The organism is Peribacillus sp. FSL H8-0477, assembly GCF_038002765.1.
In the GTDB taxonomy this organism is placed as follows: Bacteria; Bacillota; Bacilli; order Bacillales; family DSM-1321; genus Peribacillus.
On record NZ_JBBODE010000002.1, the window covers coordinates 562,166 to 575,766 of the forward strand.

General features: G+C 39.9%; 9 protein-coding genes. 7 read left to right on the forward strand and 2 right to left on the reverse strand.

Annotation, left to right across the window (positions count from 1 at the left end):
* Nucleotides 1–60 precede the first annotated feature (60 nt).
* Nucleotides 61–3,207 (forward strand): beta-galactosidase subunit alpha, encoded by a 3,147-nt coding sequence (gene ebgA / locus MHI18_RS14425; RefSeq protein WP_340848329.1) that lies wholly within the window; start codon nucleotides 61–63, stop codon nucleotides 3,205–3,207.
* A gap of 188 nt (nucleotides 3,208–3,395) precedes the next feature.
* Nucleotides 3,396–4,154, forward strand: a complete 759-nt coding sequence (locus MHI18_RS14430) for an SDR family NAD(P)-dependent oxidoreductase (RefSeq protein WP_340848330.1) — start codon at nucleotides 3,396–3,398, stop codon at nucleotides 4,152–4,154.
* A 158-nt stretch (nucleotides 4,155–4,312) separates the two neighbouring features.
* Here the strand turns inward: MHI18_RS14430 and MHI18_RS14435 are convergent, their stop codons facing one another.
* Nucleotides 4,313–5,212, reverse strand: a complete 900-nt coding sequence (locus MHI18_RS14435; RefSeq protein WP_340850297.1) for a 3-hydroxyacyl-CoA dehydrogenase — start codon at nucleotides 5,210–5,212, stop codon at nucleotides 4,313–4,315.
* Nucleotides 5,213–5,555: 343 nt separating this feature from the next.
* Here MHI18_RS14435 and MHI18_RS14440 point away from each other — a divergent pair, with 343 nt between their 5' ends.
* The 4 genes from MHI18_RS14440 to MHI18_RS14455 all read left to right on the forward strand — a co-directional run bounded on the left by MHI18_RS14440 (nucleotide 5,556) and on the right by MHI18_RS14455 (nucleotide 10,292).
* Nucleotides 5,556–6,341, forward strand: a complete 786-nt coding sequence (locus tag MHI18_RS14440) for an SDR family oxidoreductase (protein WP_340848332.1) — start codon at nucleotides 5,556–5,558, stop codon at nucleotides 6,339–6,341.
* Between the two features lie 267 nt (nucleotides 6,342–6,608).
* Nucleotides 6,609–7,841 carry a cytochrome P450 gene (locus tag MHI18_RS14445; RefSeq protein ID WP_340848333.1) on the forward strand — a complete coding sequence of 411 codons (1,233 nt, stop codon included), beginning with the start codon at nucleotides 6,609–6,611 and terminating at the stop codon, nucleotides 7,839–7,841.
* A 177-nt stretch (nucleotides 7,842–8,018) separates the two neighbouring features.
* A complete protein-coding gene (locus tag MHI18_RS14450; RefSeq protein ID WP_340848334.1) occupies nucleotides 8,019–8,498 on the forward strand; it encodes a hypothetical protein in 480 nt (159 codons plus the stop codon).
* A 144-nt stretch (nucleotides 8,499–8,642) separates the two neighbouring features.
* Nucleotides 8,643–10,292 (forward strand): catalase, encoded by a 1,650-nt coding sequence (locus tag MHI18_RS14455; RefSeq protein ID WP_340848336.1) that lies wholly within the window; start codon nucleotides 8,643–8,645, stop codon nucleotides 10,290–10,292.
* 158 nt (nucleotides 10,293–10,450) lie between these two features.
* Here MHI18_RS14455 and MHI18_RS14460 read toward each other — a convergent pair whose 3' ends face one another.
* Nucleotides 10,451–11,872 (reverse strand): LysM peptidoglycan-binding domain-containing protein, encoded by a 1,422-nt coding sequence (locus MHI18_RS14460; RefSeq protein WP_340848338.1) that lies wholly within the window; start codon nucleotides 11,870–11,872, stop codon nucleotides 10,451–10,453.
* Nucleotides 11,873–12,129: 257 nt separating this feature from the next.
* On the opposite strand from MHI18_RS14460, the gene MHI18_RS14465 reads away from it, so the two are divergent.
* Nucleotides 12,130–13,593 (forward strand): protein adenylyltransferase SelO, encoded by a 1,464-nt coding sequence (locus tag MHI18_RS14465; protein WP_340848339.1) that lies wholly within the window; start codon nucleotides 12,130–12,132, stop codon nucleotides 13,591–13,593.
* The last annotated feature ends 8 nt before the right edge of the window (nucleotides 13,594–13,601 follow it).

The following is a 13,601-nucleotide window of genomic DNA, read 5'->3' on the forward strand; positions in this document are numbered from 1 at the left end:
TCTGATCTGCTAAGTAAGTATGTTAACTATTCAAATGAGTAGAAAGATAGGTGAAATGTTATGAAAAAAGAGTTGAAGGATTGGGAAAACTTATCTGTACTTCACGTGAATCGATTGCAGGAGAGAGCGTATTTCTTTTCTTATTCCAGTGAGTCATCGGCATTGACTTACGACAGAGGAAAAGCGGAAGGGTTTAAGCTGCTAAATGGGGTTTGGAAATTTCATTATGCTGAGAATCCTATTTTGGCACCGAAGCAATTTTTTGAAGAATCATTTGATTCTAGTCAATGGGACAATTTGCAGGTTCCATCAAACTGGCAGATGCATGGGTTTGGAAGGCCGCATTATACGAATGTACAATATCCATTTCCAGTTAATCCGCCCCATGTTCCAACTGAAAATCCAACTGGCTCTTATAGACGTGAATTCCACATTCCAAGTGAGTGGGCAGATCAAGCCATTACCTTGCGATTTGAAGGGGTGGATAGTGCATTTCATGTTTGGGTAAACGGAAAGGAAGTCGGCTATAGCCAAGGCAGCCGCCTGCCTAGTGAATTTGATATTACCTCGTTTGTTCATGATGGAAAAAATGTAGTAGCTGTTCAGGTTTATCAATGGTCTGAAGCGAGTTATATCGAGGACCAGGATATGTGGTGGCTCAGTGGTATATTTAGAGACGTTTATTTGCTTGCAAGACCAAAGACGAATGTGAGAGATTATTTTGTCAAAACGACTCTCGATGAAAACTACGAAAATGGCGAATTAGAAATTGAGGCATTATTATTCAACCAGCAAAATACTACGTTGGCCAATTATCAACTGGAAATAAAGTTGTTAAATCATTTATATGAAGAGGTCGAAACAAAGAATTTAGATAATATCACCATTGAGGGGATGAATGAACAGAAAATATCTGCTGTAATCCCAATTTACAGCCCGAATAAATGGAATGCTGAAAGTCCATACCTATATCATCTGCTTATGACCTTAAAAGATGAAAAAGGGAATGTGGTAGAAGTTATCCCTACTAAAGTAGGTTTCCGCACAGTCGAAATAAGTGATGGCGTGTTGCTGATTAATGGAGTCCTGGTCATGTTTAAAGGTGTCAATCGCCACGATCACCATCCTGACCTTGGACGAGCTGTTCCGTTGGACTCAATGATTGAAGATATCCAGCTGATGAAAAGTCACAATATTAATGCGGTCAGGACGTCCCATTATCCTAATGATTCACGTTTTTACGATTTATGTGATATCTATGGTTTGTATGTCATTGATGAGGCGGATTTGGAATGTCATGGATTTGAAGAGATTAATGACTTTAATCAAATCAGTGATGACTCCAATTGGGAAGAGGCTTACGTTGATCGGATGAAACGAATGGTTGAGAGAGATAAGAATCATGCTTCCATTATAATGTGGTCGCTAGGGAATGAATCAGGATTTGGCCGAAATCACGTAGCGATGGCTGACTGGTCCAGAGCAAAAGATCCTACAAGACCTATTCACTATGAAGGGGAATGCCGCTTCATTATGGATGAAGACCAAAATAATCCGTCCAGGGATCCAATCGCTTCTGATGTTCATACAACTATGTACACACCAGTCGAGGTAATGGACGAATTAGGAAAAAGAAACGACCTGAATAAGCCGCATATTCTTTGCGAATATGCCCATGCGATGGGAAATGGTCCTGGAGGGTTAAAAGAGTATTGGGAAACCTTCTATAAATATAGAAGATTACAAGGAGGTTTCGTCTGGGAATGGATTGACCATGGTATTAGACAAATAAGCGATCATGGGGAGGAATATTTTGCTTACGGTGGAGATTTTGGAGAAACGCCGCATGATTCGAACTTTGTCATAGATGGTCTTGTCAGGCCTGATCGTACGCCATCACCCGCGTTAACAGAATACAAGAAGGTAATCGAGCCAGTTAAAGCAGAAGTAGTAGATTTAGAGAAAGGGATTATCGAAATTACCAACCGCTATGATTTTATTTCTTTAGATCATCTGCAATTATCATGGTCTATTATATGTGATGATCAAATTCTCGATCAGGGAATACAATCAATTGAAGGTATTCAAGCAGGTAACTCAAAGAACATCACAATACCGTTTACGCTGCCTGAAAATATAAAGGCTCGCACTGATTACTTATTGAATGTCAGTTTACGGACAACTGTGGATACCTTATGGGCTAAAGCAGGTCATGAAATAGCATGGGAGCAATTTAACTTTCCAGTTTCATCCGAAGTAACTGAAGAAATTAGCCTGCTTTCATTTCCAATGACTGTTAAAGAGTCTGACACGTTGATTTCTATCTCTGGAGATACATTTGAATTTGCTTTTAATAAAATTTTTGGCGTCATTGACTCATGGACTGTTGAGGGTATGAAGGTTTTGGAGGCAGGGCCAAAAATGAATTTCTGGAGGGCGCCGACAGATAACGACAAACTAGCTATTCATAAAGGCGTCAGTTCGAAGGAAGTATGGCAAAAATATGGCTTACACTGGTTACAACATAGAATCGATGATATATCGTATGTTGTTTCTTCTGACAAGAAGAAAGTGGATATTCATGTTGTTGTGCGAATTGCTCCTCCAAGGTTAGCGTGGGGAATCAACACCACATACACCTACACCATTTTAGGCAGCGGAGATGTTTTCCTGAAGGTAAAAGGCGACCCTCAAGGAGACCTGCCGGAAACAATGCCAAGAATAGGGTTAACGATGAAACTGTCAAAGACGCTGGAGAATGTCAGCTGGTACGGCCGCGGCCCTGGAGAATCTTATGTGGATAGCATGATGGCCAATAAAATAGGCGTCTGGTCCAGTGATGTTGAAGGGTTATATACACCTTATGTCTGGCCGCAGGAAAATGGAAATCGGCACCAGGTTAAATGGGTCTCATTAACGGACGCAAATGGTTTTGGTCTTTTAGCGGTCGGTAAACCAGATATGGATTTTAGTGCTCATTACTATACTGCTGAAAATATTGAAAACGCTAACCATACGTATGACTTGAAGAAACAAGATTTCATTACCTTTAATTTGGATCATAAACAACACGGTCTTGGCTCATCCAGCTGTGGTCCAGATGTACTGGAAAAATATCGTTTAAAACCTGAAGGTTTTGAATTTGAAGTACGTTTCAAACCTTATTTTAAGAATCAATTTTCCCCTGTTGAACTAAGCAAGTTTTAATAATAACTAAAAAAAGCGGCGAAATCTCAATGAGTGAATGAACGTTCTGGGACCTCGCCGCTTTTGAAACAGAAGTGGGGTAAAGAACATACATACAAAAATTGGATTGGATAGCAACAGGTTTCGGCCTCCCAAGAACTATTAGGGTAATTAAAACTCTCTTTAAATGAAATTTAGGAGGTTTTCTGATGGGACGTTTAGAAAACAAAGTAGCTATAATTACAGGTGCTGCTTCAGGAATGGGGTTAGCGGCCATTCATTTATTTATAAAAGAAGGAGCAAAAGTCGTTGCAACTGACATAGCTTTTGAACAATTAAAAGAAGCGACTACCGCAATCGAAGGTGAAATTTTATGTGTTGAATTAGATGTTACTTCGGGAGAACAATGGAAAACTGTAATGAATAAAGCAAAAGAGACATTTGGTAAAATTGATATTTTAATTAATAATGCGGGTGTATCGTTCCATAGACCACTTTTAGAGGAAACATTAGAGGGCTGGAACCGTACAATTCACTTGAATTTAACGTCTGTATTTTTAGGTATGCAATCAGTCATACCATATATGCAGGAAAATGGGAGTGGGTCAATCGTAAACTGTGTATCGTTAGCAGCGATTATCGGTAGTGCAGACAATGGTGCAGCTGCTTATGCTGCAGCAAAGGGCGGCGTCAGAGCTTTATCAAAACATGCTGCTATTAACTTCGCAAAAGATAACATTCGAGTAAATTCTATTTACCCTGGTGCAATCTTAACTGGTGCAGCTCAACGTCATGGCGTTACATCACAAGAAGTATTAGGAAAAGCATTTGAAGGAACAATTCCTTTACCACCATTTGCTGGGGAAGCTATTGATATTGCTAATGGATATTTATATTTGGCATCAGCTGAATCAAAGTTCGTTACGGGTGAAGAGTTAATCATTGATGGTGGATGGAGTTCTAAGTAATCGAGTCAGTTTAAAATTGTATCTTTTATCCTGCGATTATGGGAGCGATGTAGAACAGTGTTAAGAGAGTCAACCGATGAGAATTTTAAAAAATCAGGCTGTCTGCATCCAAATGAATTTGGTGTTAGACAGCCTGATTTAATTATGGCTCAGGATAATTACTCTTTTAAGAAGTCTGCTTGAGCAAAAGCGGGGTTAGGGTATTTGTAAAATCCTTCTCCTGCTCCTCTTCCAGTTTTGCCTTTATCGATATACTCCGACTTCAAGAGGGCAGCCAATTTTTTGAAATGTGGATCACCTGCTTGGGCTTTTGCATTGGCAATGTTGTAAGCGGTCGTAATTCCGACAACGTCTAATATAGCAAAAGGTCCAAGAGGGGCACCAGTTGCAATCATCCATGTTTTGTCGATGGTCTCTGCATCGGCCACTTCATTTAATAAAAGTCCCTGACCTGCTTCTAATAAAGGAACCAATAATGAATTTAAGATATAGCCGGGCTGCTCTTTATGTAATGGGAGGGCGACCATGCCGATGGTTTTTGCAAATTCAATCACTTCATTAAAGACCACTTCAGCTGTCCCAGGATGTTTCATGACTTCAGCAGTATTGTTTTTCCAAATTTCATTAGCAAAGTGTAGGGCCAGAAATCTTTCAGGACGGCCAGTTGCTTCAGCAAATTGACTTGGTAATAATGTAGAAGAGTTGGTTGCGAAAATGGTTTTTTCAGGAGCCACTTTCCCCAATTCACGATAAAAATTCGTTTTAATTTTTACGACTTCAGGAATCGCCTCAATCACAAGGTCCGCATCAGCCACTGCATTTGCTAAATCGGAATGAAAGGAAATTCGATTATAAGCTTCATTAAGTTCTTCTTCCACAGCCCCTAAATCTTCTTTATAATATGGCTTTAAATTCAATATCCGATCTTTAGCACGTTCTAATGCCTCGTCGTTAATATCATATACGACTACGTTAAATCTTCCTTTGTAAGCAGTTTGAAAGGCAATTTGACTTCCTAAAACGCCGCTTCCGGCGACTGTGATGGTTTTGTAGTTCATCTTCAAAGACCCCGTTTTCCTTTAATTATTTTGATGCAGAGATGCGCCCAATATGTGTAAGTATCCCCTTGATGGACTTTTATAACCTAAGAGACCGGGTGTCCACTATTAAAATTACAACCATTATTATCATGTCCATCCATTATTAATATGGGGTCTGTTTAATCGTAAAAGTCCTTTTAGTAGCTCATTTTCCCTGGTTATAAATTAAGCATGAAAAGTTCGATAATGATTGTTTCACACCGATATAGGGTCACTTCTACTAAGCACTGAAATTGAAAGGTTTAGGTCCTTAGTAACGGGGAAGAAAAATAGTAGTGAACTTTAATAGGAGGAATTCTATATGGCAAAAACAATTTTTATTACTGGTGCAGGGAGCGGTCTTGGACGAGGTGCTGCAATAGGATTAGCCAAGCGTGGGCATCACGTGATTGCAACTACAGAAATCACATCTCAGAAAACAGATCTTATGCGTGAAGCACAAGAGCTTGGTTTAACGATGGACGTGTTTAAATTGGATATAACAAATGAACGGGACCGTGCGTTGATTGACGAATATGATTTTGACATATTTGTGGCAAATGCAGCGATCAATGAAGGCGGTGCGCTTGGGGAAATACCAATGGATCGATTCCGGGCAATTTTCGAAGTGAATGTTTTCGCGACACTTGAATCCGTTCAGCATGCTGCAAGAAAGCTGGTCGAAAAAGGAAACGGAAAAATCATATTCTTGAGTTCGATGGCTGGGATTATTACCACACCATATGGAGGTCCTTATGCAGCCACTAAACATGCTATAGAGGGAATTGCTTTAACATTGAAGGATGAGTTAAATAAATTTGGTGTCCAAGTTGCGACCATTAATCCAGGTGCTTATAATACTGGTTTTAACGACAGGGCAGTAGAAGAAAAGTGGAAGTGGTTCGATGAGACAAGTAACTTTACACGCAAAGAAGATATGAAAAAACAAGATGCGGGACTAAAGAATCAACTTGATCCGGAAGATATGATTGAAAAAATGATTGAAATCATCCCTGCGGATCATCATAAATTCCGTATAGCTTATCCAAAAGCAACGGAGAATAAAATGAAGAAAACGGAACAAGAGCGTTGGGATATGGAGGTTTGACTAACTAAGAAGAACTCATTTTGACTTTTGTTGGATCAAAATGAGTTCTTTTTGTATATAGTGCGGTTAATTCTTTCATGTAGAGTAGTATGACCCATGAAAGACCATATGTTATTTAATTGTAGGCGCCATGAACTATTACTTTTTGCTTTTTCTAAATTACTCTATTTAGAGTAAAATCTGAATGGAGAATAGACACAGAAGTTACCTTTTGAGGAAAAATACGTTTGTATCCGTGTCTATTTATTTAGAAGAGGAGGAATAATTTTGAATAAAGAAGTCATTCCAATTAATGAGATACCAAATTTTCAATCACGTGCTGAAGAGTTTTTTCCTATAGAATGGTATAAAGAAATGCTGCACCATCATCCTGTATATTATCATGAAGGAACGAATACATGGAATGTCTTTAAATATAAAGATGTTAAGCAGGTATTAAGTAATTATGAGTTTTTTTCAAGTGATGGACCTAGAACTGCTATTTTTGTTGGAGCTAATAAAAAACCAGAAAAAGCTACTTCTATATCTAATATTACAATGGTAGATCCTCCTGATCATCGGAAGAGTCGCTCTTTGTTAGCCGCCGCTTTTACTCCCCGCAGTTTAAAAAACTGGGAACCACGTATTCAACAGATTATAACGGACCTTGTGGAGAATATACCAGTAGATGCTACGGTTAATATCGTGGAAGCTTTTGCTGCTCCGTTGCCTAGTATGGTTATTGCAGACTTATTTGGGGTTCCGATAAAAGATCAGCATCAGTTCAAAGAATGGGTAGATATCTTATTCCAACCTTATGAAAAAAATCGGGTAGAAGACATTATGCAAGAAAAAGAACAGGCAGCGAAGGAATATTTCCAATATCTATATCCAATCGTTGTTCAAAAACGCTCCAATCTATCTGATGATATTATCTGTGATTTAATTAGAGCAGAAGTAGAGGGAGAGAAATTCACAGACGAAGAGATTGTACAGGCGACCATGTTACTATTAGGTGCAGGTGTCGAAACAACGAGTCATGCAATCGCCAATGCTTTCTATTCTATGCTATACGATGATACGTCTATCTATGGAGAAATAAAGAAAAATACAGAATTAATTCCAAATACAGTTGAAGAAATGCTCCGTTATCGGTTCCAAAGCTCTAGAAGGGATCGTACAGTAAAACAAGATAATGACTTATTAGGCGTCCCTTTGAAAAAGGGGGATTCCGTTATCGCATGGATGAGTGCCTGCAATATGGATGGAGATATGTTTGAGAATCCATTCGAAATCGATATCCACCGATCGAACAATAAAAAACATTTAACCTTCGGAAGCGGTCCACATTTCTGTTTAGGCGCACCACTTGCACGATTAGAAATGAAGCTAGGATTAGAGACATTTGTAAAGAAATTTTCTCGTATTGAACGAGTAGAAGGATTTGAATTAGAAAAAAACCTAACGGACTCTGCTACCGGACAATCCTTAACCTATCTACCAGTGAAGGTTTATAAATAAGAGTAATGAAATGGGGACATCAGAATATTTTCTGGTGTTCTTTTTTAAAACATATTTTTACTACACCCTTTGCTGTCAGATGCTAGCTGGAAAAATTCATAAAACCGCCCATCATATGAAAACGGTAACTATTCATAACTGGTAAAATAAGTTATGAAGTAGGGTGGAGGTATTTATATGTTTGGTCAATTTGGTTTTTCATATGTAGGTCTGATTTATCTATTTATGTTAGTGTTTCCAAACACTCTTTGGAGCAAAAATAAGCCAATAGACTTTAACATGGAACAAGAAAACAAAATGTTAGTTTGGTTTGAGCGGATTGGGCAGGTATGTTGTACGTTCAGCCTGTTGTTTTTTCGTGATTTTAACATTGCTCCATTTTCAGGATGGAGTTGGTGGTTGATAGCATCAGTTTTTCTAATGATGTTATATGAAATAAACTGGATTAGGTATTTTATGAATGAGCATACAGTAGAAAATTTTTATCGAAGTCTTTTTGGAATTCCGCTGCCTGGCGCTATTCTGCCAGTCTTGGCTTTTTTGCTGCTAGGAATTTACGGTAAAGTAATATGGTTGATTGCATTCGCTATACTACTTGGCGTTGGTCATATTGGTATACACATTCAGCATGTGAAGGAATATAAATTGAAAAAATGAAATTTAATAGTAATAATCTATGAAAGGTGATCACGAACTACTATCTATTGAACATTTTGACTAATCAGGACCTTTTCACTATATTAATTCTTTAAATTTGGGGTAAATAAATGGTGAGGAAATTACTTTTAGGAGGTTATCATTTTGGCAGAAAACAAAGATAAGAATGCTTCAAACGGTCAAGATGTAAAACGGGAGTCGTTGACAACACGTCAGGGACATCCTGTTACAGATAATCAGAATATCCGGACAATAGGCAATCGTGGTCCTGCAACACTAGAAAACTATCATTTCATTGAAAAGATATCTCATTTCGACCGCGAAGAGGTACCGGAGCGTGTCGTTCACGCACGTGGTGCCGGAGCGTTTGGGTATTTTGAGGCATATGGAAAAGTTGGCGATGAACCAGTTGAAAAATATACTCGTGCCAAAGTATTCTCTGGCGCTGGCAAGAAAACGCCGCTCATGGTTCGTTTCTCAACAGTAGCCGGTTCGAAAGACTCACCAGAAACTGCGCGGGATCCACGCGGCTTTGCAGTGAAAATGTATACGGAAGATGGGAACTGGGATTTGGTTGGGAACAACCTGAAAATTTTCTTTATCCGTGATGCGATGAAGTTTCCAGATATGATTCATGCATTTAAGGTGGATCCGGCATCAAACGTGCCAAATCCTGAACAAATGTTTGATTTCGTTTCCCGTTCGCCAGAAGCTACTCATATGATTACATTCCTATTCTCTCCATGGGGCATACCAGCTACATATCGCCATATGCAGGGATCAGGCGTAAATACGTATAAATGGGTAAATGAAAAAGGGGAAGCGGTCCTAGTCAAGTACCATTGGGAACCTAAACAAGGCATCCGCAACTTAACACAAGAAGAAGCGGACTCCATTCAAGGAAAAACCGTTGCCCATGCAACACAAGATTTATATGAGGCAATCGAGAGCGGTGAATATCCAGAGTGGGAACTCTATGTGCAAATCATGGAGGACGATTACCATGAGGAACTCGATTTTGATCCGCTGGATGATACGAAACTTTGGCCAGAAGATAAGTTTCCATGGCTGCCGGTTGGTCGGATGGTTCTAGATCGCAATCCGGTGGACTACCATGCCGAAATCGAGCAGGCGGCATTCGGTACTGGTGTTCTTGTAGACGGAATGGACTTCTCCGATGATAAAATGTTACAAGGACGCACCTTCTCATATTCTGATACTCAACGCTATCGTGTAGGTTCAAATTATCTGAAATTGCCTGTAAATGCACCGAAAGCTCCTGTACGTACGAATCAGCATCGTGGACAAATGGACATTCGAGATCCGAAAGAGAATGGGGATAATCCATCAATTAATTATGAACCATCGATGATCGGCGGATTTAAAGAAGCAAACAAAGAAGAACGTCCTCAACATCGTCCAACCTTTAATGCGGCTGCTATGAGTGCACCGATAGACCGTCCTAATAATTATGGTCAAGCAGGTGAAACATATCGCAGTTTTGAGGACTGGGAACGTGACGAATTAATCAATAACTTATCCAACGCACTTGCAATATGTGATAAACGAATTCAAGATGCAATGGTTGAGCACTTTACACAAGCCGATGAAGAATATGGCCGCCGTGTGAAGGAAGGCATCGAAATGAAAATGAAAGAAATTCAATCTTTGAAGAACGAAGACAAAATTCCTGGTCGTGAATCAGGTAAATCAAGATATGGCCAAGGATCAATAGCCGCGAATAAAGCCACAAAAGATGCGGTGAAGAAAAGCCACGAAGCAGATCCATATTAATAAAACAGCAAGTGCTGTCCGTACAATCAGTAAAAACTGATGACGGGCAGCTTTTTTGTTTTGATCAATCTTACTATGCCTTCCAAGAATGAACCGCCTCGTAAAACTCACTTGTTTAAGACACGGAGGCGGTAAACTTTCTATTAACCTATAGTGGTTCAACTATATTTCGATAATTTTTTTATCGTAAAGTTTTCATTTAATAATGTCCAGTTTTGGGGATATGGAAAACCGAGTGCCCAGTAACTAATCCCGCGGAGCTTATAATCCTTAACTAGTTCAAACTTGGCTTGGGCGCTCCTTGCATCTTCAAACCATACTTCATGTGCTTTTCCTTTTTCATCCGTATATCGGTAAAAAGGGGATTGAGCTGTGGGATCATATTGAATGGGAGCTCCATATTTTATCGCTCTTTTTATGGCTTCTTGGGGGCTGAATGTCTCAGCTTCTTGGCCTTGAGCGTGTGGAAGAAGCCAATCTCGAGCATAAATTTGAAATCCTAGGTAGATTTTTTCAGCTGGTATAACGGAAAGGGCATATTCAACCACTTTCCTCATTTGGTCTAGAGGAGAGATGGCCTGCGGTGGTCCCATTCGATATCCCCATTCATAAGTCATGAGCACGACAAAATCAGTAATCCGCCCGTGCGCTTTATAATCATGTGCTTCATATAAAACACCGGATTGCTCTGTGCTTGTTTTTGGTGCAAGAGCCGTCGAAACTAGATAACCTCTAGTATGAAGGAGGTCAACAGCCGATTGGAGAAATCTGTTGTAATTCTCTCGGTCTTCGGGCAGTACATTTTCGAAGTCGATGTTTAATGCCGTATAGCCTTTATCATCCATCAGTTCCAGGACATTCTTGATGACTTTTTTTCGTAAAGAAGGACTTGCTAATATGACATGGGCTAAATTAGAACCAGCTTCTGTTGAAGTGAAATTGGTAATGGACATCATTGGGGTAATATTTTCTGAAAGGGCTGTATCAACCATTTCTTCATCATTCAATCCTTCTATTGTGCCATCTTCCTTGATTTTATAAGCAAAAGGACTGAAATAGGTAAGCAGCTGACCAATATCTTTTAGTGATTGGACTGCCGCTTCACTTGATTGATAGGTATAAGCATTCACTTCAATGGTGCGTTTTGATCTTGGAATAATCAGGGTCATCCCAGAATAAATATTGTTTGGACTATCAACTTGATTGGCACTCATAATGGCTTGAACGGTAGTTCCATACCAGATAGAAATATCCCACAATGTCTCCCCAGGCTGTACGAGATGTTTAACGGCAGGAATGTATAGAACACTGCCTTGATATAGCACATTTGGATCAGTAAGTTGATTGGCTTCCATGAGAGTCTCGATAGAAATTCCGTATTGCTTGGCAATCGTCGCTACTGTTTCCCCGGATTCCACGATATGAGATGTTCCAGGGTAAGGAATAATAATTGACTGACCAATTGTTAATTGACTTGGAGCAGTTAATGCGTTCAGTTTAGAAATTGAATCCAGTGTTACGCCATAACGGTTTGCAATCTTCCAAAGCGTATCGCCGCTTTTCACTACATAGATAATCAATAGAGCTCCCCCTAAGTAATTTCAATAATGCCATCCTATGTAATAGTAAATTAAATGTTTCTTTAGTTGTTTGCGTTAAAGAGACTAATACATTTAATGTTTAATAAGAGTCAACCTTAAGTGGAAACGGTATAATATATAGGGATAAGCAGACATTATAAATGTACTTCAGGCAATTGGAATTACATACATGCTTATGTTTTTATTGCTAAAAAAAGGGAAAATAGTATAAAAACCATATGAAGAAAGGGGATCCTATGACAAAGATTATGGAAACAGGATGGAACTTAGAAAATAGCTATGCCAGCCTTCCAACCTCTCTTTTCACCCGTACAAATCCAACTCCGGTAAGTTCACCAGAATTGATTGTGCTGAATGAGCAGTTAGCAGCATCCTTAGGTTTGAACGCTGAGTTTTTAGAAAGCGAAGCTGGTGTGGCGGTGCTTGCTGGAAACGAGATTCCAGAAGGTGCTACGCCTCTTTCCCAAGCTTACGCAGGTCATCAATTCGGGAACTTTACCATGTTAGGTGATGGTCGGGCCGTCCTATTAGGAGAGCAGATTATACCTGAGGGAAAGAGGGTGGATATTCAATTAAAAGGGCCAGGCAGAACGCCATACTCTCGTGGAGGTGATGGTCGGGCAGCTTTGGGTCCGATGTTGCGTGAATATATTATTAGCGAAGCTATGCATGGCCTTGGTATTCCCACTTCCCGCAGCCTTGCTGTCGTGAAAACTGGCGATCCGGTATATCGTGAAAATGTATTACCAGGCGCGGTGTTAACGCGAGTGGCTGCCAGCCATATTCGTGTAGGAACCTTTCAATATGTAGCAAAGTGGAGGACAATCGAGGAATTACAAGCATTGGTTGATTATACAATAAGGCGTCATTATCCAGATATTGAGGATGATGAGAATCGATCCCTTTCATTGCTCAAGCAAGTAATTAGCCGACAGGCTGAACTTATTTCAAAATGGCAATTGGTTGGCTTTATACATGGTGTGATGAACACCGATAACATGACAATCAGTGGAGAAAGTATTGATTACGGTCCTTGTGCTTTCATGGATTCCTATGACTTGGAAACTGTATTCAGTTCCATAGATGTTCATGGCCGTTATGCTTATGGTAATCAGCCGTATATTGCTGCATGGAATTTGGCACGATTGGCGGAAAGTCTATTGCCATTGCTCGACGATGATCCAGAAAAGGCGGTTGAACTAGCGCAAGCGGAAATATCGGAATTCCATAAAATCTATAATTCTCATTGGATCAATGGGATGAGAGGGAAATTAGGCCTCTTTAACGCAGAGGCAGAGGATGAAGCTCTTATAGAAGAACTTCTCGAACTGATGAAGAAGCATCATGCAGATTACACGAATACATTTCGGGCTTTAACCTTCGAGACTAAAGAGGATTCGGTCCTATTTGGAACTTCAGAGTTTGAACAGTGGCATAGGCGTTGGCTGGCAAGACTTGACCGGCAGCAGGAATCGAATGACTCTTCGAAAAAGCTGATGCAAGACAGTAACCCTGCGGTAATCCCACGCAATCATCGGGTGGAGGAAGCCCTGAAAGCCGCAGTTGAAAAAGGTGACTACAGTGTGATGGAACGACTTCTTGAAGTACTCTCACATCCTTATGCGCATACCGACGAGCAGGCCGAATATGCTACAGTGCCTAAAGAGTGCGGACCTTACCAGACTTTTTGTGGGACCTAATTGATTAA